Consider the following 21,165-nt stretch of genomic DNA (forward strand, 5'->3'; position numbering starts at 1 on the left):
CATTTATAGTTTCAGTCATTTACCATAAAATCATAAGGCGAAACGTTTTCCATCCCTACCATGGGATTAACATGCATTAATTCTTCCTCATACGACAATCCATTGGCAGGAATCACTTCTTGTGGCCGAACATTTTTTACGGAAATAGTTTCTTGCAGCTTTTGGCATAGCGTCGTTTGCCTTAAAAGCTCGTCTGCTCTTTCTATACCCTTTCTGAGAGCGTCCTCTTCTCCACATATAATTAACGATTGTTTACTTCTCGTAATCGCGGTATAAATTAAATTTCTCCGCAGCATCCGGTAATAACTTCTTGTTATGGGTAGAATAACAATTGGAAATTCGCTTCCTTGTGACTTATGTACCGAACAGCAGTACGCATGGGTAATTTGATTCAAGTCCTGCCTCGTATATTCTACCTCATTGCCTTCAAAGGAAATATAGATCATGTCCTGTTTTTCGGTGTTTTCCTTTGCATAAATAATCGAGATAATTTCCCCAATATCACCATTAAAGACATTGCTTTCCGGCTGGTTCACAAGCTGGAGCACCTTATCACCGATTCGGTATTTTACCTCACCAAAGATAATTTCCTTCCGCTTTCCATCAGGGTTCGGATTAAAAATTTCCTGAAGCAGCACATTTAAGCGGTCGATTCCGGCAGGACCTCTATACATCGGTGCCAACACCTGGATATCTTTTGCTGAATACCCTTTGTTTTTTGCATTAAGTGCTACTTTTTCGACCACTTGAGCAACCTGTGCCGTTGTACATTTAATAAATGAACGATCTGCTTGCTTTGCGGTAACATTTGCAGGCAGGTATCCATTTTTAATATCATGTGCGAGTTCAATGATAGAAGACCCTTCTGCTTGCCGGTAAATATCGGTAAGGCGGACAGTCGGAATCTGCCCAGATAGCAGCAAATCCTTTAAAACTTGTCCTGGTCCGACAGAAGGCAGTTGATCTTCATCACCAACCATTATGACTTGAATATTCTCAGGCAGTGCTTTAAACAATTGATTGGCAAGCCAAATATCAAGCATCGACGTCTCGTCAACAATAAGGATTTTTCCCTCTAAGGGGCTTGCATCATCACGGTCAAAACCTTCGGACCCGTTAAAGCCAAGTAATCGGTGGATTGTTACAGCAGGCAGTCCCGTCGACTCTGTCATTCGTTTAGCAGCCCGTCCGGTCGGTGCTGCGAGTAAAAACGGAAACGGCTCATCCTTTTTGTGATAATCCTTCAGCTCTAAGGAACAGCCATGCAGTTCTGCGTATAGTTCAACAATTCCTTTGATAACAGTCGTTTTACCCGTACCAGGTCCACCCGTTAAGATAAGCATCGGGGACATAAGTGCTGTTTGAATCGCTTCTCGCTGAGTAGGCGCATACTGTACCCCAAGACGTTCCTCTAAACTGCCTAATGCCAAGAGGAATTCCGATTCTGGGAATTGGTCCTTGTATTCCGTTTGCTGCAAAATCCGGTTTATGCTCGTTACAAGGCCTTTTTCTGCAAAAAATAAGGAAGGGAGATAAATTCGTTTTTCTTCACCAATTAATTTCCCCTCTTCCTCTAGCTTAATGACCTCATTTGAAATATCTATGTATTCAATTTGATCGCGCTTGTTGTCCTCAAGGAGTGCCTTTACCTGCTCAAGCAAATCTTGAGCATGCATGTATACATGGCCTGTTTGCATACTTTCACTTTCAAGTATGTAAAGACAGGCAGCTTTTACCCGATCTGGATGGTTACCGGAGATTCCTAGCTGGTAGCCAAGCTCATCTGCACGGCCAAAGCCGATGCCCTCGATATCTTCAACTAGTTTATATGGATTTTTTTGAATTAGTTCAAGCGTTTCCTCTTTATAAGCTTGATAAATTCGCATCGAAATCTGTGGACCAAACCCATATTGATTTAAGGCGACCATGACCTGCTCAAGCCCTTGATGCTCCATCAGCGTATCGTAAAGTATCTTTGCCTTTTCTGGAGGGAGTTTTGGAATGGAATCAAGTAAGGATGGCTGATTGAGTATCTTGGAGATGGCATTTTCTCCTAATGTATCAACGATGTTCTGTGCCGTTTTCTTCCCAATCCCTTTAAACATTTCGCCTGACAAATAAGCGACCACTCCTTGCTTTGTCTGCGGCATGTCCTTCCGAAAATGATTAGTATGAAATTGGACCCCAAATTTTGGATGCTCCTTAAATTCCCCGAAAAAAATATAGGTTTCCTGTTCATGGATTTTTGGGAAATAGCCGGTAATTACCGCTTCTTTGTCATCATATTGATCATTCGTTTCATCGACACGGATTCTTAAAACGGTATATAGATTTTGTTCGTTGTGAAAAATCGTTACAATCGGCCGACCTTTGACGAACTTTCCCTGCTCCGCGAATAAATCGAGCGAGTCTTGTTTTTCCATTATGGCTCCCTCCTTTCAATTAAAAGCTAACAATTATCGGTTATTTTCGATAAGTTTTTTTGCGTGACTTGCAAGTAGATGGTCTGGTTGAATGTCGAGTGCTGTATTTAACATTTCCAGTGCTCTTACGGCATTTTCTTTAAAGGCATATGAAACGCCTAAATTGTAAAATGCATCTGAATGGTTTTGATCGAACTCAATACATTTTTCGAATTGAATGATAGCCTCGTCAATCATTTCTAGCTGGGCCAAACATAAGCCATATTGAAACCGTGCTTCTGCATCATTTTCATTAAGTTCAACACTTCTTTGTAAATATGGGAGTGCGAATCTGCCTTGATCAAGCTGGACGAGTGTCAATCCTAACATAAAGTAATTGTCGCTTGATTCCAGACCTTTTTTCATCGCCATTTCAAACATATTTTTAGCTTCGTTGAAAAGGTCTTTTGAAAATAATAAATTACCGATACTATAGTAAGCAGCTGCTGCGTTTTCATCTAGTTCAAGCGCTTTTTTATAAAAATTAAGCGCCTTTTCATCATCTCCAACAGCAGAGAGGACATTGCCAAAGTTTATATAAGCAACAGGATCTTTTGGATTTAATTCAATGGCTTCATTAAAAGCCTTTGCCGCCTCCTCCCAGTTTCCTTCCTGCATGTATTTAACACCTAATTGGTTATTATCCATGTTTTCAACTCCAATCCTAAGAGAAAGTATATCATATTTTATTTAAAAATTACTTTAAGAGCTAGAATAGGTTACGACAGTGTTTTTAGTTTCAGGAATGCAAGGAATTCCGCCGATTTTTGGAGTTATTCCGCTAAACAAAGTTCAGATTCCGCCAAACTAAGCCTTGATTCCGCCAAACTTTGTATTTTTTCCGCCAAACTTCAAAAGAATTCCGCCAAACGCATCATTTCGAGGGTGACCCACTGGATTATAAGAGCGATTCCGCCGATTTGGTCAGGAATTCCGCCAAACCATTCATTTATTCCGCCAAGCTTCAAAAGAATTCCGCCAAACGCATCATTTCGAGGGTGACCCACTGGATTATAAGAGCGATTCCGCCGATTTGGTCAGGAATTCCGCCAAACCATTCATTTTTTACCGCCAAACTTCAAAAGAATTTGAAGCTAGTATAAAAAGTGGACACCGGTTGTGGCGTCATGTTTAAATCAATACAACAATAAAAGGGCGGGTTTAACATGGCGAAAAAGTATCCTAAAGAGTTTAAAGAATATGTTTCTAAATTAATTGTCATCGACGGAAAGAAAATGGTAGATATTTGTAATGAACTAAAGCTTCCATATGATACGGTTCAGAAATGGGTAAGCAGTTACAAAAAAAGGAAACAGGATGCTGAAAAGGCTAAACAAAATCAGTTACTAACAGCTTCTGAATACAAGGAACTTTATGAAGCTGAGCTATTAAAAAGATTAGAGATTGAGGAGGAGAACGCAATTTTAAAAAAGGCCATGCACATCTTCACGCAAGAAAAGTAGAAAGGTTTGCCTTCATTCAATCCAATAAAAAGGATCATTCTATTGTGAAGATGTGTAAAGTGTTAGGTGTTTCAACCTCCGGTTATTATGTTTGGGAGAAACGTCAGAATCAGGATGAAACCGAAAAGGAAAAGTGGAATCGTCAGCTAGACGAACGGATAAAGTTCCACTTTTATGATAACCTTTCGGCATTCGGCAGCCCCAGGATTCATGATAAGCTGGTAAATCAGGACAAAATTAAGGTTTCTCAAAAAACAGTAGCTATCCGTATGAGGGCATTGTTCTTTTAGGCTGAGGTCTCCAAGCGAAGTGTGAACGAAGCGCGGAAGAAGAATAATGTGCCACTTCTTGGCAGAATAATGTCTTTTTTATTGACAGAAGTCCAAATTCCGCCAAACTGTGGTAGATTTCCGCCAACTTTCCGATTAATTCCGCCAAACAAAAAATTTAAGCACAAAAAACCCCGACTCCAAAATAGGAATCAGGGTCAACTATTAGCCAACATATGTTAAACGTTCACCATTTTTAAACACTTCATCGATTGTTCCGCCGCCAAGGCATTCGTCGCCATTGTAAAAAACAGCTGCTTGCCCCGGGGTAATAGCCCGAATCGGTTCGTGAAATAAAACTTGGACCTTCTCTCCTTCTAAGAGACGAACGGTCACTTTATGATCTTCCTGGCGATAACGGAATTTGGCCGTACAGTCAAACTCTGCTTGTTTTTCACGATTTGATACCCAGCTTACATTTACAGCGGTAATCGCATCAGAATACAATTTTTCATGATGGAAGCCTTGTCCAACATAAAGGATATTTCTTTTTAAATCCTTGCCTATGGCAAACCATGGCTCGCCAGAACCGCCAATCCCTAATCCATGGCGCTGACCAATCGTATGGTACATAAGACCCTCATGCTTTCCCTTAACTTCACCGTCAAATGTTTCCATATTTCCTGGCTGGGCAGGTAAATATTGACCTAAAAACTCTTTAAAATTCCGTTCTCCGATAAAGCAGATACCGGTGCTGTCCTTTTTCGTGGCAGTTGCGAGATTGGCTTCCTTCGCAATTACCCTTACTTTTGATTTTTCAAGATTTCCAATAGGGAACATCACTTTACTGATTTGTTCCTGTGTCAACTGATTCAGGAAATACGTTTGGTCTTTATTTTCGTCAAGACCGCGGAGCATTTTATATTCTCCATCACGGTATTCGACACGGGCATAATGACCAGTGGCAAGATAGTCAGCACCTAAATTCATGGCATGCTCCATGAATGCTTTAAATTTAATTTCTTTGTTGCACATCACGTCAGGATTAGGTGTCCTGCCCGCTTTATATTCATCAAGGAAATAGGTGAAGACCTTGTCCCAATATTGTTTTTCAAAATTAACGGCATAATATGGAATTCCAATCTGATTGCAAACACGAATGACATCCTCATAGTCTTCCGTTGCCGTACAAACACCGTTTTCGTCAGTGTCATCCCAGTTTTTCATAAAAATACCTATGACGTCATAGCCTTGCTGTTTTAATAAAAGCGCCGCTACAGACGAATCAACTCCGCCGGACATCCCGACAACAACCCGTGTATTTTTTGGATCCTTTCTTTCCATCTTTTCACCTCTCTCTTTGCTGAAGCTGCGTTGTACATTTATTTTTTCAGACGCGAAACAACCTTAGCGACTTCTTCTGCTGCTTTAATGACTTGTTCAGTCGTTGTATTAAAGCCGAAGCTGAATCGAATTGAGTTAATTAAACGATCTGATTGTTTACCAAACATAGCAACAAGAACATGGGATGGTTCAATTGAACCAGCGGTGCACGCTGACCCGCTGGAAACGGCAATCCCTGCTAAATCAAGATTAACAAGCATAGCCTCCACATTTGTCCCTGGAAAGCTTAAGTTTAATACATGTGGCAGCGAATATTCAAGTGATCCGTTTATGTCAAATTCTACATCTAGTGCACGAATCTTTTGCAGCAAAGCTTCCTTGAACCCCTTAAACCGTTCTCTTTTGACAGATCGTTCTTCACTTGAAATGAGGACGGCTTCATGAAATCCAGCAATAGAGGCGACATTTTCAGTTCCGGCACGTCTTTTCCTTTCTTGATCTCCGCCAAATAAACGAGGAGAAATTTTCACATTAGACCTTGCATAGAGAAAACCAGTTCCTTTTGGGCCATTAATTTTATGAGCAGAAACTGATAATAAATCAATCAAACTTTCATTAACATCAATATCTTCGACACCATAAGCCTGAACAGCATCGGTATGGAATATAGCTTGATGATTTTTCAATAGTTGTCCAATTTCAGCAATCGGCTGAATCGTTCCTACTTCGTTATTTCCATACATGACAGAAACAAGTATGGTATCATCTCTTAATGCTGCTTCAAGGTCTGCTACAGAGATTTGACCTGTTTCATCTACGGGTAAATAGGTAACCTCAAAACCCATCTTTTCTAATTTTTTACAGGCATGAAGAACGGCATGGTGCTCCACCTGAGTTGTAATAATATGCTTGCCGTTATTCTTGCAGCTTTCAGCCATCCCAAATAACGCCATATTATCTGCTTCGGTTCCACCGCCTGTAAAAATAATCTCGCTTTCCTTTGCCCCTATACTAAAGGCAAGAGATTCACGTGCTAAATCAATATAATGACGGGCTTCCCTGCCAAATGAATGAATGCTAGAAGGATTTCCAAATGTAGCATTCATCACTTCGAGCATTTTTTCAATAACCTTAGGGTGCATAGGAGTAGTTGCGGCATGATCGAGATAAATTCGTTCCATAGTTACACCTTCAATCCAAATAATTCTCTAGTTATTTTTCACATTAAATATAAAACATATAACCCTCTGGTTCACTATCCTCACTATGACTTGCCAGATCCTCTAATGTTGTATTATCCAAGACGTCTTTAATCGCATCGCGAATCCGAATCCACAGCTCGCGCTTAGCAGGCTCTTCATCTTCAATTCCTTCAACGGGAGTAATTGGTCCTTCTAAAACGCGAATCACATCGCCTGCAGTAATTTTTGATGGCTCATTTGTAAGAATGTAGCCGCCATATGCACCCCTGATGCTTTTTACTAATCCTGCATTTCGGAGTGGAGCAATTAGCTGCTCTAAATAATGTTCCGATAATTCATTTGCCTGGGCAATGGTTTTTAATGATGTAGGGCCTTCACCATACTTTTTCGCAAGCTCAATCATGATGGTCAGACCATAACGTCCTTTTGTAGAAATTTTCATAACTTGCACCTCTATTCGTAATCTATATAATGTAAATCTTCAATAAGTGGAAGGTTTTCCATCCTGGTCAATTGTTAGTTGAACCGATCGGGCTTTTACGGGCAGATCTCTTACACAACCTTTTTTTACCAAAAAGTATTAAAGCGGGATCTTACTGCCAGTTTATACGGGATAAAAAAATATCTCAGTAAATTGATAGGCATTAGAAATTATATCATATTCTTCTTCAATATGCTTTTTTAAAGAAAACTCGCTGATTGGCGAGCCCCTAAGGGCGAAGACAGAAGCGTAGTTGCACTTATGCGTTAGCAAAGTATAAATTTGGGGAAATTTATACTTTACTATTAGCCAAGGGAAAATGGTATTGTAATAAGTAGCGAACTTTGTTTTTTGGAGAGATGATTATGCAGCAGAAACCATTAGCATTTCGTATGCGTCCTAGAACGATAGAAGAAGTTGTTGGTCAACAGCATCTGGTTGGTGACGGAAAAATAATTGCCAGAATGGTAAAGGCTAAACAGCTGACATCAATGATTTTATATGGACCGCCTGGAATTGGTAAAACTTCGATTGCAAGTGCCATTGCCGGAAGTACGAAATATGCCTTTCGGACCCTAAACGCGGTCACAAATAATAAAAAAGATATGGAGATTGTTGCTGCAGAGGCAAAAATGTCGGGGAAAGTGATTCTGCTTCTTGATGAAGTCCATCGTTTAGATAAAGCGAAGCAGGATTTTTTACTGCCCTATTTAGAAAACGGAATGATCGTATTAATCGGGGCAACCACTAGTAATCCTTATCATGCGATTAACCCAGCGATCCGCAGCCGCTGTCAAATTTTCGAACTAAAACCGTTAACGCCTGATGAAGTGAAGCAAGCAATAACCCGCGCGCTTGAAGATGAGGATCGCGGATTTGGTGGATTGAAAATAGAGATTTCTGATCAAGCTTTACAGCATTTTGCTCAGGGCTCGAATGGGGATGCACGAAGCTCCTTAAACGCATTAGAACTAGCGGTACTATCAACGGATAAAGATGAAAATGGCATCATCCATATCGATGTAACTACAGCTGAAGAATGTTTGCAAAAGAAAAGCTTGGTCGCCGATAAAGATGGTGACGAACACTATGATGTCCTTTCCGCCTTTCAAAAATCAATCCGCGGAAGTGACGTCAATGCGGCTCTCCACTATCTTGGCAGATTAATTGAAGCAGGCGACCTTCCGAGTATAAGCCGCCGTTTGATTGTAATTGCCTATGAAGATATCGGCCTTGCCAATCCCCAGGCTGGTGCACGCACTTTGGCTGCCATAGAAACCGCTGAAAGAATTGGTTTTCCCGAAGCGAAGATTCCGCTTGCGAATGCTGTGATTGAACTATGCTTATCACCTAAATCAAACTCTGCCATCATGGCGATTCAAGCAGCCCTTGAAGATATTCAAAAAGGAATCGTTGGCGAGGTACCAGACCATCTTAAGGATGCCCATTACAAAGGAGCAAAAGAACTTGGAAGAGGCATAGGTTATCTATACCCTCACGATTTTGAAAACGGCTGGGTACCCCAGCAATATTTACCGGACAAACTAAAAAACAAACAATACTATCAGCCCAAAAAGACCGGAAAATTCGAACAAGCCCTATCTACAGTCTACGAAAAATTAACAAGGTCGAAATAGTAGAAAAGGTGTCAGGCACCATGTTAAAATTTCACATGGTGCCTGACACCTATAAAACGTGATACCCATAAAGTCTAACACCTGTTATGCGGCTACGTCTCGTTTTTTGAAAACATAGAAAGCTAGGAATTGAAATATTGCAAAGTATACAAGCAGCATGATTACTGAGAAGGATAATGTCATCCCTTCTACCATTGGCGTGCCTTCGAAGTATTGCATTAAATCTGTGTTCGCAAACAAGATGTATTTTGCCCAATCAAATTTCATCGCCAATAAGGTAGTAAACTGAGCGCCGGTAAACAACAAGAACAGTGACAAACCGATTGCCAGTGAACTATTCCGGAAAACAGACGAAATCATAAAAGCCATAGTCACCAGCATAATGGTGTCGATTGAACTTAAACCATAATAAATTAACAAATGAACAACAATGTTTTGCTCAGTGACTTGACCATTATAATAATTTAAATAAGGAATCGCTTTGTCCGGCATACCAAACAGGATGGCACCAAGTGCAGTTGAGAAAACAAACAGAATCGCCATGATAAACAAGGCAAATAATAACACTGTCAAATACTTTGAAAGGAGAATTTTCGTCCGGTTGATTGGCCGTATCAATAACAGCTTGACGGTCCCCCAATTAAACTCACTGGCAACAATTCCGGCAGAAACAATAATGATAAACAATCCTGCTAACATAATTAGCTGTGATGTATCTTTTACGAATGACCAAACAGTATATTTTTCTTTCGGTGGTATATGGTGCTCGATACGATAATCATTGATAGCGATTTCCTTTTTGAAAAATTGCTGTTCTGTCTTTATTTTACTTTGTGCCATCTGCTGTTTTAATGCGTTATTTTCCTCTTGTAATACTTGCTCCCAATTTTTATCCTGAACAAATTTCTTATCATTTTGTTGAGATTTGACCACAATCCCGACTAAGGTGATGGCAACAATTAGCATCCCAATCATTACAAAGGTCCCAGGACGTTTAAAAATTTTCATCCATTCATTTTTGATTAAATTAACCACGAGTTACGGCCTCCTTTTCAGATGTCACTTCAAGGAAGCGATCTTCTAATGTTTTTGCAGTTTCTTTTATTCCAAAAATTTGAATATCTTCGCTCACCAATTTTTTTACGAGATTCGGTATTTCTTCTTTTGACAGCTCAATAGTTATTCCGTTTCTTGAATGGTTGGTTTTCACTTCTGGATAGTGGGCCTCAACTATCGCTAGGGCTTTGTCACTTGGTACAACTTCCAACTCAAAAGTTACTTCAGTGCCCTGCACAAATTCCTGGACAAGCTGCACATCTATCAACTTACCATTTTGAATGATTCCGATCCGATCACACATCATTTCCATTTCAGAAAGCAAGTGACTGGAGACGATTACCGCCATATTTTTTTCACGTGCAAGTTGTCGGACATAGTCACGGATTTCTCGGATTCCCGCCGGGTCGAGGCCATTTGTTGGCTCATCAAGAATGAGGACATCCGGGTCGTGTAAAAGGCACTGTGCTAAGCCCAATCGTTGTCGCATCCCAAGAGAATATGTTTTTACCTTGTCATTAATCCGCTCGGTTAACCCAACTAGTTCAACTGTCTCCGCAATTTTTTCCCTTGTAATACCTTTAGACATTCTTGCATAATGGACAAGATTTTGATATCCGGTTAAAAATTTATACATTTCCGGATTCTCAACAATGGCTCCGACATGGCCTACAGCATGCTCAAACTGGGTTTTAATGCTTGAGCCTCCAATTGTAATATCCCCTGAAGTAATCCCCATTAAGCCGACAATCATTCGAATGGTGGTTGTTTTCCCGGCACCATTTGGGCCTAGAAACCCAAAAACCTCACCTTTATTCACTTGGAAGCTAATATCGTCGATAATCTTCCTACCTTTAATTACTTTTGTTACATTTTTTAGTTCAACAACTGTTTCCAAAATCTCTCTCCTCTCTTTTTACCTCAACATAGTTTAAATGATTGTTGAAATAATTTCCTTTTTTATTATAAACTTATTAATCTATTTTTCAAAAACGGCTTGGGGTGGAATCATTTCTAGGTCTGAAGTCTGAGATTAAATGCTTTTGAATGAATTTGCTGATAGAAAACGCAAAAACCCCTTGAATTGCAGCTAATGCCCCAAAATCAATATGTAAAAAGTATAATACTGTTAAAAGATATATTATAAGTCAGGCATCAGCAAGGCTTATGTATCTATCCCCCTTGGAACTTTAAGGAACAGGTTTTATAGAATAGATTTCCTCCTTTGCCCCTTTTATGTTACCTTTTTTAGGGAATTTATTTCCTTACCCGTCATTTTGAATGATTTACCCATCAGTTTCCTTATTTTACCCGTCAACTGTTCTATCTCCCCTCCTAAAATAATGTAAAAAACCCTAAACCATCTAGATTTAGGGCGCAACGATTATTTCTCATCCGAAACACGCCGGATTTTAATATCTTTTAGTAATTCCCGCACCACATAGCTCGCCATAATCAAACCTGCGGCAGATGGCACAAAGGCATTGGATGCAGGCGGCATTTGTGCTTTGCGGATTGCAGCATTTTCATTTCCTACTTCTTTTTTAATGTCCTCACGAATGACAATCGGGCTTTCATCAGAAAAGACAACCGGGATACCTTTATGGATTCGCTCCTTGCGCAGCTTAGTGCGAATAACCTTCGCAATTGGGTCCGTATGTGTTTTTGAAATATCTGCAATTTGGAAACGTGTTGGATCCATTTTATTTGCTGCTCCCATGCTTGAAATAATCGGGATCTTTCTTTTTAAACATTCTTTCATCAAATGGATTTTATAAATAATCGTATCTGAGGCATCTACAACAAAATCCAAGTTGTAGCCAAAAATGTCTTCATAGGTTTCCTCTGTGTAAAACATCTTAAGTGCAATTACCTCGCAATTAGGATTTATATCCTTAATCCGCTCCTGCATGATTTCTACTTTCGGTTTCCCAACCGTTGAAAGCAGGGCAATTAGCTGTCGGTTGATGTTGGTGATATCTACATCATCTTTATCGATTAAAACTAAACGGCCAACTCCGGAGCGGGCAAGGGCTTCTGCGGCAAACGAACCGACACCTCCAATACCTAAAACGGCAACTGTACTGTTTTTCATAATTTCCAGTCCTTCTTTACCAATTGCAAGCTCATTACGAGAAAATTGATGCAGCATGTATATTCACTCCAAATTCAAATTCACTTTTCAATTATTTTTTCACGTAAAAAATATATCATACAGCCCTACAAAAACAAGTATTTTTATAGGAATTATCATGATAAATACAAAAATAAAACCTCCCGGCACTGCTAGGAGGTTGATTTTTAAGCAATAGAAAAGAGTCCCAATGGTGCCGTTGCTTCTCGATCCTTAGTTTTGATCCCGCACTCAGCAGGGGGGTGTCCTGTTTCCGGTATTGTAAGTCCCCTTACCGGTAAAAGAGTGGGGCATTTACGCAATCAGAAAACTCCAGACTCCCGAATAAAAAATGTTCGGTCAAAACTTCAGGTAACACAACGTACATTTCAGGACTCTTCTTTAATTGCTTTTATAATAACATATTTTGATTCAACCTTCAAGAATTCATGAAAGCGATTTTCTGTTATTTTTTAACATTTAGTGACAAATTCAATTCTGTCAATTGAGCCTCAGATACCGTACCAGGTGCTTCGGTTAGTAAGCAGCTTGCACTCGCTGTCTTTGGAAATGCAATTGTATCACGTAAGTTGGAGCTGCCGGCAAGCAGCATCACCAAGCGGTCTAGTCCAAGAGCAATACCGCCATGAGGAGGTGTTCCATATTCAAAAGCATTCATGAGGAAGCCGAATTGTTCCATCGCTTCCTCTGGTGAAAATCCAAGAACACTAAACATTTTTTCTTGTATAGGACGTTCAAAAATACGGAGCGATCCACCACCAAGCTCATAGCCGTTCAACACAAGGTCATACGCTTGGGCACGTACCTTTGAAGGGTCAGAATCCAGGTATTCAAGGTCTTCCCTAAACGGCATCGTAAATGGATGGTGGGCAGCGTAATAACGGCCTTCTTCCTCATCGTACTCTAAAAGCGGCCAGTCCGTAACCCATAAGAAATGGAACAGACTTTGGTCGATTAACCCTAATTCCTTGCCAAGCTTTAGTCTTAAGGCACCAAGGGCGTCAGCGACAACAGTTTTCTTATCCGCAACAAACAGGAGCAAATCCCCTTCTGATGCTTCAAGAGTCGCTTTAAGTGCCTCGGCTTCCTCTTCAGCAAAGAATTTCGCAATTGGGCCCTTCAAGCCCTCTGCATCCACTTTAAGCCAAGCAAGACCTTTCGCACCATAAACAGCAACAAATTCTGTTAAAGCATCAATATCTTTACGTGAATACTTTTCGGAAGCATCTTTAACATTAATCGCTTTTACCTGGCCGCCGTTAGCAACAGTTGAAGCAAACACTTTAAAGCCTGAATCCTTCACGATTTCAGAAAGGTTAACGAGCTCCAATCCAAATCGGGTATCCGGTTTATCAGAACCAAAACGGCTCATCGCTTCATCATAAGTCATGCGCGGGAAGACATGAGGAACTTCCACACCTTTTACCTTTTTCATCAGTTGGGACATCATTTTTTCCATCATGCTCATGATATCTTCTTGGCTCAAGAAACTTGTTTCAATATCAATTTGGGTAAATTCTGGCTGACGATCCGCACGTAAGTCTTCATCACGGAAGCAGCGGGCGATTTGATAATACCTTTCAATCCCGCCTACCATGAGCAATTGTTTAAACAACTGTGGTGATTGCGGCAGTGCATAAAATTCACCTGGATGAACACGGCTAGGAACTAAATAGTCACGTGCCCCCTCAGGAGTGCTTTTTGTCAAAATAGGTGTTTCAATATCTAAAAAGCCCTCGCTATCGAGAAAATCTCTAATTTGCTTTGTCACCTGGTGGCGCATTTTTAATGTTTCAAAAATGACTGGGCGGCGGAAATCTAAATAGCGGTATTTTAAACGAATATCTTCTGACGCATCTGTTCTATCAGAAATCGTAAACGGAGGTGTTTTTGCTTCATTAATAATCGTAACTTTTTCCGCTTGCACCTCAATTTTCCCCGTTTTAAGGGTCTCATTGATTGTTGAAGGCTCCCTGCTGACGACCGTTCCAACCACATCGAGTACATATTCATTACGGATTTTTTCCGCTGTCTGTAATGCTTCCTTAGATAAATCAGGATTAAAGACAACCTGAACAATACCTGTGCGGTCACGAAGATCGATAAAAATTAATCCGCCAAGATCACGTCGTTTTTGAACCCAACCTTTTAATGTTACCTTTTCCCCTACTGAGGACTCTGGAACTTCTCCACAAAAATACGATCTGCCAAACATGTTAATCCTCCTTTAAGATTGCAATTCCTGAAATTGTCTAATGAAAGAATCTAGGTCTAATTCTACTTGTTCACCTGTTGTCATATTTTTTACATTAATTTTGTTGTTTTTAAGCTCATCGTCACCAAGAACGACTACATATTTTGCTTTTAAACGATCAGCTGCTTTAAATTGTGCTTTGATTTTTCGATCCAAATAATCTCTTTCAGCGGAAAAACCAGCCAGGCGCAGCTGTTGCAATAGCCCGACAGTGTAATCCTTTGCTTCCTCTCCTAGCGCAGCGAGGTAGCAATCAATCCCTTGTTTGACCTCAAGCTCGATACCTTCTGCGTTAAGAGCAGCGATAAACCGTTCAATACTTAAAGCAAAGCCAATCCCGGGCGTTTCCGGACCGCCAATTTCCTCCGCTAATCCGTTATACCTACCGCCTCCGCATAAAGTGGTAATCGCACCGAAACCTTCAGCATTACTCATAATCTCAAAGGCAGTGTGATTATAATAATCTAAGCCCCGTACAAGGTTAGCATCAACCTCAAACGGAATATCAAGCTGAGTTAAATAGTGCTGCAATTTTTCAAAATAGGCTTTTGAATAATCATTTAAATAATCAAGAATTGATGGTGCTGACTTCATTAATTCATGATCGCGATCCTGCTTACAATCGAGAATTCTAAGCGGATTCTTTTCAAGACGGTTTTGACAATCATGACAAAATTCACCGATACGCGGTTTAAAATGATTCACCAATGCCTCACGATGTGCAGTTCGACTCTCCTTATCACCTAGGCTGTTGATAATGAGCTTCAGTTTTTGCAATCCCATTTCTTTGTATAGATTCATTGCTAGGGAAATAACCTCAGCATCAATTGCCGGATCATTACTGCCCAATGCTTCGACACCAAATTGGACGAACTGGCGGAAGCGCCCTGCCTGTGGGCGTTCGTATCGGAACATCGGCCCCATGTAATAGAGCTTAACTGGCTGATTCGCAAGCCCGAACATTTTCTTCTCAACAAACGAGCGAACAACCGCTGCTGTTCCCTCCGGTCTAAGGGTGATACTGCGTTTCCCCCGGTCTTCAAATGTGTACATTTCTTTTTGAACAATATCAGTTGAATCACCAACACCTCTTGAAAAAAGATCAGTATGTTCAAAAATTGGGGTACGAATCTCCTGGTATTGATATTTCTCGCAAAGCTCTCTCGCTTTTGCTTCAATCAGCTGCCACTTTTCAACTTCTCCAGGCAGGATATCCTGCGTGCCTCTTGGAATGCTAATTGACATTGTGATAAACCTCCTCTTGAATAAATTAACTTCTATGTAAGTAGTTTTATAAAAAAATAAATAAAAAAACTCCCGTCCCTTGTATAAATACAAGGGACGAGAGTTTTGATCCCGCGGTGCCACCCTAGTTGAAAGGCAGAATGTATGCCCTTCCTCTTAAACAGTTAACGCCTGCTACGTTCTTCTCCTAGTAGAGCTTTGGCTTTTTCAGAGAGAAGCCTACGGAGTGTTCATTCATTAAGGCACATGCAGAAATGCTTTCAGCCTAAGGCATTTCCTCTCTTTTCATGGGTTAGCTTAATTACTATGCTCCATCATTGGTTATATCCAATATTTCATTTTATTTATATAATAATACGGAGCAAAGTTAGTAATGTCAAGAAAGAATTACGATCTTTCTAAATGTTTTTTTAACTTTCTGACATCCCCCATCGATAATCCAAATTCTGATGCAAGCTCAAATGAGGTAGCTTGCTGTTCTTTTTGAATAAAATCATGAAAATCCACACCAAAGAGACGGCCATCCATTGATTGGATGTTTATGCCTTTTTCACTCGATCTCATACATAATCACCTCTATCTATTTTTGCTAATAGGAAAAAATATCTTTCCTCTCAGACATAAGGGCAACTACACCTCTGTCTATCCCTTAGGGCTAGCCATACAATAAGTTTTCTTTACTATTGTTTCCATCAACTGTGAAAAACTTGCATATGAAAATGATTATTAATACCTATGTTGGCCTTTTTTAACAATTAAGGAATGAATTTCTCTAGCTTTTACGATAAAATAATTTACAAAGGAGGGAACCGATGTTCAAAAAGTTTATATTTCTGTTATTGTCTATCATTCTTGTTTTCGGGACTTTCCTGCCCCAAGGAAAAAGTAGTGCTGCAAGTGGTTCGCTAACCATTTCCTCTGATGTCGTCAACGTTCGCGGCGGCCCAGGGTTAAGCTATCCATTGGTGAAAATTGCCAACCGAGGCGAAAAGTATTCAATTGTAAAAGAAAAAGGTGATTGGATCGAGATTCAGCTATCATATGGTAAAACAGGCTGGGTCGTTAATTGGCTTGTAACGAAGGAAACCAATTCTAAAGCAGCTACTGCTGCATCGTCTACCGGAAATAAAAATACAGTAGCCAAAGCCAACACAGATCAATTAAGAGTTCGCTCCGGCCCTGGGACAAGCTTCCGAATTGTCGGACTCCTAAATAAAGGACAAGAAGTGACAATTCTTGATCAAAATGAAAACTGGTATAAAATTACCTTCTCCTTCGGTGAAGGCTGGGTCGCTAGAGACTTTTTAGAAACAAAAACTGTTAAGCAGGAAAGCAAGCAAACGCCTGCTTCTTCCAATAGCACGGGTATAGGTGTAGTGGATGGGGATACAGTAAATGTACGGCAAGAACCATCTACAACCAGCTCTATTATTGGAAAATTAACCAAGGGTACGAGCGTAACAATTTACTCTAAACAAAATAATTGGCTGGAGATTGGTTTTTCAAATCTTAAAGGATGGGTAAATTCTGAATTTATTAACACGCAAACGGGAGCATTAAAGGACACACCTAAGAAAAAACTGAGCGGGATCAATGGAACGGTAACAGCTGGCAGTCTAAGTGTTCGCTCAGGTTCATCATTGGATACCAGCATTATTGGAACTGTGACAAAGGGGCAAAGCTTTGCCATTTTGGAGGAAAACAACAATTGGGTTAAAATAGAATATAAGTCTGGTAGATTCGGATGGGTTGCTGGGTGGTATCTTGATAAAACGACAGCAAATTCCCAATCTGGACAAGCTCAGAAGGAAAGTACGATTACCATCCTACATAATGGGACAAATATCCGAAATGAAGCTGACGTCCAATCAGATGTCATTAAGCTGGCAAACGAAGGAGAAGTTTTTTCTGTTAAAAGTATTGTGAATGACTGGTATGAGGTAATACTGAAGAACGGAAAAACAGGGTATGTTGCAGGCTGGATTGTTTCGATTAATGGTACAAAACCGCAGATTCAGAAGTTAGGAGCCGAAAGTTATCTTAAAAATAAAACTATTGTTCTTGACCCGGGACATGGCGGTGGAGATAACGGGACAACAGGAGCGAACGGAACATTAGAGAAGAACCTGACACTAAGGACAGCACGACTGTTGTACGATAAGTTAAGTGCTGCCGGTGCAAATGTCTATCTAACTAGAAGCAATGACTCTTTTATTACGCTCCCATCCCGTGCAAGTGCTTCTCAGTCTAAAAATGCTGATGCTTTTATCAGTTTACATTACGATAGCAATATAGACCGCAGTGTCCGCGGTATGACGGGCTATTATTATCATTTATATCAAAAATCATTAGCCGAGACGCTTTATGCTTCCACAATTGGACAGACGAAATTGATAGATCGCGGCGTGCGCATTGGTGATTTCCATGTGATACGAGAAAATAGTAAAAAAGCTGTTCTCTTAGAGCTTGGCTATTTAAGCAACCCTGAGGAGGAAATGACCCTTAACTCCAGCACATTCCAGGAAAATGCCGCATCAGGCTTGTATAACGGATTGGCTAGGTTTTTTAAGAATAATTAAGAAAAAGCCCTAGAAGATTCTACACTTCTAGGGCTTTTTCTATTGAGCAGGTTCATTTACGACATATTTTCGTACACTTACTACATTATTTTGAGTACTTACTACTTATTTTGGAAAACTTATTACATCTTTTCAGATTTTCACTACATTTCATGGATATTATTCTAATTTCATCTAATTTACTTACAAAAAAAAGCTTCGCACTGTACCTTCCCAAGTGCAAAGCAAATTTATTAGGCTTTACTTTCCAAAATCAACGTCACAGGACCGTCATTGGTCAATTGGACATCCATCATAGCACCAAAAACACCTGTTTCAACGCGAATCCCTTTTTCACGAAGCATACCGTTAAAAGCCTCATATAGCTGTACTGCTTGCTCTGGTCTAGCCGCCTCGATGAAACTAGGCCTTCTCCCTTTACGGCAGTCTCCATAAAGAGTAAATTGAGAAACTGAAAGAATTTCACCGCCAACATCCAACAAGGACAAATTCATTTTTCCATTCGCATCTTCAAAAACCCTTAAATTAGCAATTTTATCTGCTAAGTATGCCGCATCCTCTTCCTTATCTTCATGGGTCACTCCGACCAGAAGAACAAATCCTTTTATAATCTGCCCCGTCACTTCACCGTCGACGGTTACCCTTGCCGCTTTGCTGCGTTGAACAACTACTCTCATACTTGAAACTCCTTAATTCATAATCCGGCGAACTGAATATATATCTGGGATTTGTTTAATTCGATCCACTACCTTATGCAGGTGGTTAACATTGTGAATCGCAATTGACATAATTATCGTTGCCATTTTATTGCGGTCAGATTTACCAGTAACGGCAGAAATATTTGTTTTCGTCTCATTAACTGCTTGTAGAACTTCATTCAACAGTCCACTGCGATCGTAGCCGCTGATTTCAATATCCACGTTATATTCTTTCCGGTCATTTAGGGAAGTTTCCCACTCAACCGGAATTAATCTGGACTGAGCATCATTTGAATCGATATTCGTACAATCGGAGCGATGGACAGAGACACCGCGCCCTTTCGTGATATAGCCAACAATTTCATCTCCCGGAACTGGATTACAGCATCTTGATAAACGGATTAATAGGTTATCAATGCCTTGGACCCGGACGCCTGATTCCCGTTTCTTACTAGATGGAAAGGATTTTAAATCAGAAATCACATTGGTAATGCTCGCAGACTGTTCCTGGTCACGTTTTTTACGCCATTTCTCGGTTAACCGATTGGCTACCTGCAGGGCTGTTACACCGTTATAACCGACCGCAGCAAACATATCTTCTTCATTTGAAAAATTAAATTTTTCCGCAACCTTTTTTAAATTGTCCGAAGTTAAAATTTCTTTAAGATCGAACTCCATATTCCGGATTTCTTTTTCAACCAGTTCTTTACCTTTAATAACATTTTCATCACGGCGCTGCTTCTTAAAGAATGCCCGAATCTTATTTTTCGCTTGTGAGGTTTGCGCCAGCTTCAGCCAATCCTGACTTGGGCCGTATGAATGTTTTGATGTGAGAATTTCGATAATATCACCAGTCTTAAGCCTGTAGTCAAGCGTCACCATTTTGCCGTTCACTTTCGCACCGATCGTTTTATTACCGATTTCAGAGTGAATACGATAGGCAAAATCAATTGGAACAGAACCAGACGGCAATTCAATCACATCGCCTTTTGGAGTAAATACAAAAACCATATCGGAAAACAGGTCAATTTTTAATGATTCCATAAACTCTTCCGCATTGGCAGTATCATTTTGGAACTCGAGAATTTCCCTGAACCAAGTTAATTTTTGTTCGAAGGTTGAGCTATCGCTTAGGGATTTTCCTTCTTTGTATGCCCAGTGTGCAGCAACCCCGAATTCAGCAATTTGGTGCATTTCATACGTCCGAATTTGCACCTCAAGCGGGTCACCCTTTGGGCCAATCACTGTAGTATGCAAGGACTGATACATATTCGGCTTAGGCATTGCAATATAATCCTTAAAGCGGCCTGGCATTGGCTTCCAGCAAGTATGAATGATGCCGAGAACAGCATAGCAGTCTTTAATACTGTTAACCACAATTCGTACGGCAAGCAAGTCATAAATTTCACTGAATTGCTTATTTTGTAAGGCCATTTTTCGATAAATGCTATAAATATGCTTTGGACGTCCAGAAAGTTCAGCTTTTATGTTGACTTCATCCATCCTTGACTTGACTTCTTCAATGACATCCTCTAAATATTGCTCCCGCTCTGCACGTTTCTTCTTCATTAAGTTTACAATCCGGTAATATTGCTGCGGATTTAAATACCTTAATGCAGTATCCTCCAACTCCCATTTAATCTTAGAAATACCAAGACGATGAGCTAAAGGTGCAAAAATTTCAATTGTCTCATTTGAAATCCGACGTTGTTTTTCTACTGGAAGATGTTTTAGTGTCCGCATATTATGCAAACGGTCAGCAAGTTTGATCAGAATCACCCGAATGTCTTGTGCCATAGCTACAAACATTTTCCGATGGTTTTCCGCCTGTTGTTCCTCATGAGATTTATATTTAATTTTCCCTAATTTAGTTACCCCATCGACAAGCATGGCCACTTCGTCGTTAAAGGCTTCCTCAATATCTTTTAAGGAAACACTTGTATCTTCCACAACGTCATGGAGAAAACCAGCAGCAACCGTTGCTGGATCCATCTCAAGGTCTGCAAGAATGCCTGCAACCTGAATCGGATGGATGATATACGGCTCTCCCGATTTTCGATATTGTTCACGATGAGCATGTTTGGCGTATTCATACGCTTTTTTGACTAACTCAACATGCTCCTCATTTAAGTAATTCCGAGTCTTGTCGATGACTTGGTCGGCTGTTAACACTTGATCATTCGCCATGAAATCACCTTTTTTTTCATCTCATTTTTATTTTATATTTAAATGTTATATCGTTCCTAATTTGAATGATTGTTACTATTATCGAAAAAAAAAGCGAAGATGTAAAGAGATTGAGAAGTTTTTTCTGCAAATTATGAAAAAAACAGTCGAAAAA

At 40.1% G+C, this 21,165-nt stretch carries 18 protein-coding genes, 1 other RNA gene and 1 other annotated feature; of the genes, 4 read left to right on the top strand and 15 right to left on the bottom strand.

Going from position 1 to position 21,165, the window contains the following annotated elements:
* Positions 1-11: 11 nt before the first annotated feature.
* Positions 12-2,423, bottom strand: coding sequence for an SF1B family DNA helicase RecD2 (gene recD2 / locus QNH20_RS19530; RefSeq protein ID WP_283919633.1), 2,412 nt, complete (start codon positions 2,421-2,423; stop codon positions 12-14).
* 33 nt (positions 2,424-2,456) lie between these two features.
* Positions 2,457-3,110 (bottom strand): tetratricopeptide repeat protein, encoded by a 654-nt coding sequence (locus QNH20_RS19535; protein ID WP_283919634.1) that lies wholly within the window; start codon positions 3,108-3,110, stop codon positions 2,457-2,459.
* 518 nt (positions 3,111-3,628) lie between these two features.
* Here QNH20_RS19535 and QNH20_RS19540 point away from each other — a divergent pair.
* Both QNH20_RS19540 and QNH20_RS19545 read left to right on the top strand, forming a co-directional pair.
* Complete coding sequence (locus QNH20_RS19540) at positions 3,629-3,925, top strand: transposase (RefSeq protein WP_283919635.1); 297 nt, start codon at positions 3,629-3,631, stop codon at positions 3,923-3,925.
* 44 nt (positions 3,926-3,969) lie between these two features.
* Complete coding sequence (locus QNH20_RS19545; RefSeq protein WP_283919636.1) at positions 3,970-4,215, top strand: IS3 family transposase; 246 nt, start codon at positions 3,970-3,972, stop codon at positions 4,213-4,215.
* Here the strand turns inward: QNH20_RS19545 and QNH20_RS19550 are convergent.
* Genes QNH20_RS19550 through cymR form a run of 4 tightly spaced genes read right to left on the bottom strand, consistent with a single transcriptional unit; the run spans position 4,212 to position 7,182 of the window.
* Positions 4,212-4,382, bottom strand: a complete 171-nt coding sequence (locus QNH20_RS19550) for a hypothetical protein (RefSeq protein ID WP_283919637.1) — start codon at positions 4,380-4,382, stop codon at positions 4,212-4,214. The genes QNH20_RS19545 and QNH20_RS19550 overlap by 4 nt on opposite strands.
* 37 nt (positions 4,383-4,419) lie before the next feature.
* Positions 4,420-5,538 (bottom strand): tRNA 2-thiouridine(34) synthase MnmA, encoded by a 1,119-nt coding sequence (gene mnmA, locus QNH20_RS19555; protein ID WP_283919638.1) that lies wholly within the window; start codon positions 5,536-5,538, stop codon positions 4,420-4,422.
* 38 nt (positions 5,539-5,576) lie between these two features.
* Positions 5,577-6,719: a cysteine desulfurase family protein gene (locus QNH20_RS19560; RefSeq protein WP_283919639.1), complete on the bottom strand. Its 1,143-nt coding sequence runs from the start codon at positions 6,717-6,719 to the stop codon at positions 5,577-5,579.
* 43 nt (positions 6,720-6,762) lie between these two features.
* Positions 6,763-7,182, bottom strand: a complete 420-nt coding sequence (cymR, locus tag QNH20_RS19565; protein ID WP_283919640.1) for a cysteine metabolism transcriptional regulator CymR — start codon at positions 7,180-7,182, stop codon at positions 6,763-6,765.
* A gap of 404 nt (positions 7,183-7,586) precedes the next feature.
* Between cymR and QNH20_RS19570 the strand changes: the two genes are divergently transcribed.
* On the top strand, positions 7,587-8,858 hold the full coding sequence (locus tag QNH20_RS19570; RefSeq protein ID WP_283919641.1) for a replication-associated recombination protein A: 1,272 nt from the start codon (positions 7,587-7,589) through the stop codon (positions 8,856-8,858).
* A gap of 84 nt (positions 8,859-8,942) precedes the next feature.
* Here the strand turns inward: QNH20_RS19570 and QNH20_RS19575 are convergent, their stop codons facing one another.
* The 7 genes from QNH20_RS19575 to QNH20_RS19605 form a co-directional block, all read right to left on the bottom strand.
* The gene (locus QNH20_RS19575; protein WP_283919642.1) at positions 8,943-9,893 is read right to left on the bottom strand and encodes an ABC transporter permease; all 951 of its coding nucleotides are present in this window, start codon (positions 9,891-9,893) and stop codon (positions 8,943-8,945) included.
* Complete coding sequence (locus QNH20_RS19580) at positions 9,886-10,812, bottom strand: ABC transporter ATP-binding protein (protein ID WP_283919643.1); 927 nt, start codon at positions 10,810-10,812, stop codon at positions 9,886-9,888. Before QNH20_RS19580 ends, QNH20_RS19575 begins: the two co-directional genes overlap by 8 nt.
* Positions 10,813-11,298: 486 nt before the next feature.
* Positions 11,299-12,066 (bottom strand): tRNA threonylcarbamoyladenosine dehydratase, encoded by a 768-nt coding sequence (locus QNH20_RS19585; protein ID WP_283919644.1) that lies wholly within the window; start codon positions 12,064-12,066, stop codon positions 11,299-11,301.
* A 162-nt stretch (positions 12,067-12,228) separates the two neighbouring features.
* Positions 12,229-12,426, bottom strand: a non-coding RNA gene (gene ssrS, locus QNH20_RS19590) — 6S RNA.
* 67 nt (positions 12,427-12,493) lie between these two features.
* Entirely contained in the window at positions 12,494-14,263 is a 1,770-nt protein-coding gene (aspS, locus tag QNH20_RS19595; protein ID WP_283919645.1) for an aspartate--tRNA ligase, read from the bottom strand.
* 12 nt (positions 14,264-14,275) lie between these two features.
* Positions 14,276-15,547 (bottom strand): histidine--tRNA ligase, encoded by a 1,272-nt coding sequence (hisS, locus tag QNH20_RS19600; RefSeq protein ID WP_283919646.1) that lies wholly within the window; start codon positions 15,545-15,547, stop codon positions 14,276-14,278.
* 89 nt (positions 15,548-15,636) lie between these two features.
* Positions 15,637-15,874: a binding site (T-box leader), on the bottom strand.
* 60 nt (positions 15,875-15,934) lie between these two features.
* Entirely contained in the window at positions 15,935-16,111 is a 177-nt protein-coding gene (locus QNH20_RS19605) for a hypothetical protein (protein WP_283919647.1), read from the bottom strand.
* 248 nt (positions 16,112-16,359) lie between these two features.
* Here QNH20_RS19605 and QNH20_RS19610 point away from each other — a divergent pair, with 248 nt between their 5' ends.
* Positions 16,360-18,126 carry an N-acetylmuramoyl-L-alanine amidase family protein gene (locus QNH20_RS19610; protein ID WP_283919648.1) on the top strand — a complete coding sequence of 589 codons (1,767 nt, stop codon included), beginning with the start codon at positions 16,360-16,362 and terminating at the stop codon, positions 18,124-18,126.
* A 233-nt stretch (positions 18,127-18,359) separates the two neighbouring features.
* On the opposite strand, the gene dtd is transcribed toward QNH20_RS19610, so the two are convergent.
* Positions 18,360-18,803, bottom strand: coding sequence for a D-aminoacyl-tRNA deacylase (gene dtd, locus QNH20_RS19615; RefSeq protein WP_283919649.1), 444 nt, complete (start codon positions 18,801-18,803; stop codon positions 18,360-18,362).
* 12 nt (positions 18,804-18,815) lie between these two features.
* Complete coding sequence (locus QNH20_RS19620) at positions 18,816-21,011, bottom strand: RelA/SpoT family protein (protein ID WP_283919650.1); 2,196 nt, start codon at positions 21,009-21,011, stop codon at positions 18,816-18,818.
* Positions 21,012-21,165 lie beyond the last annotated feature (154 nt).

This window comes from Neobacillus sp. WH10 (assembly GCF_030123405.1).
Classification (GTDB): Bacteria; Bacillota; Bacilli; order Bacillales; family Cytobacillaceae; genus Neobacillus.

Excerpts from the sequence above, each read along its gene's own strand:
- recD2 (WP_283919633.1), bottom strand. The coding sequence starts at position 2,423 with ATGGAAAAACAAGACTCGCTCGATTTATTCGCGGAGCAGGGAAAGTTC.
- QNH20_RS19535 (WP_283919634.1), bottom strand. The coding sequence starts at position 3,110 with ATGGATAATAACCAATTAGGTGTTAAATACATGCAGGAAGGAAACTGG.
- QNH20_RS19540 (WP_283919635.1), top strand. The coding sequence starts at position 3,629 with ATGGCGAAAAAGTATCCTAAAGAGTTTAAAGAATATGTTTCTAAATTA.
- mnmA (WP_283919638.1), bottom strand. The coding sequence starts at position 5,538 with ATGGAAAGAAAGGATCCAAAAAATACACGGGTTGTTGTCGGGATGTCC.
- QNH20_RS19560 (WP_283919639.1), bottom strand. The coding sequence starts at position 6,719 with ATGGAACGAATTTATCTCGATCATGCCGCAACTACTCCTATGCACCCT.
- cymR (WP_283919640.1), bottom strand. The coding sequence starts at position 7,182 with ATGAAAATTTCTACAAAAGGACGTTATGGTCTGACCATCATGATTGAG.
- QNH20_RS19570 (WP_283919641.1), top strand. The coding sequence starts at position 7,587 with ATGCAGCAGAAACCATTAGCATTTCGTATGCGTCCTAGAACGATAGAA.
- QNH20_RS19585 (WP_283919644.1), bottom strand. The coding sequence starts at position 12,066 with ATGCTGCATCAATTTTCTCGTAATGAGCTTGCAATTGGTAAAGAAGGA.
- aspS (WP_283919645.1), bottom strand. The coding sequence starts at position 14,263 with ATGTTTGGCAGATCGTATTTTTGTGGAGAAGTTCCAGAGTCCTCAGTA.
- hisS (WP_283919646.1), bottom strand. The coding sequence starts at position 15,547 with ATGTCAATTAGCATTCCAAGAGGCACGCAGGATATCCTGCCTGGAGAA.
- QNH20_RS19605 (WP_283919647.1), bottom strand. The coding sequence starts at position 16,111 with ATGAGATCGAGTGAAAAAGGCATAAACATCCAATCAATGGATGGCCGT.
- QNH20_RS19610 (WP_283919648.1), top strand. The coding sequence starts at position 16,360 with ATGTTCAAAAAGTTTATATTTCTGTTATTGTCTATCATTCTTGTTTTC.
- dtd (WP_283919649.1), bottom strand. The coding sequence starts at position 18,803 with ATGAGAGTAGTTGTTCAACGCAGCAAAGCGGCAAGGGTAACCGTCGAC.
- QNH20_RS19620 (WP_283919650.1), bottom strand. The coding sequence starts at position 21,011 with ATGGCGAATGATCAAGTGTTAACAGCCGACCAAGTCATCGACAAGACT.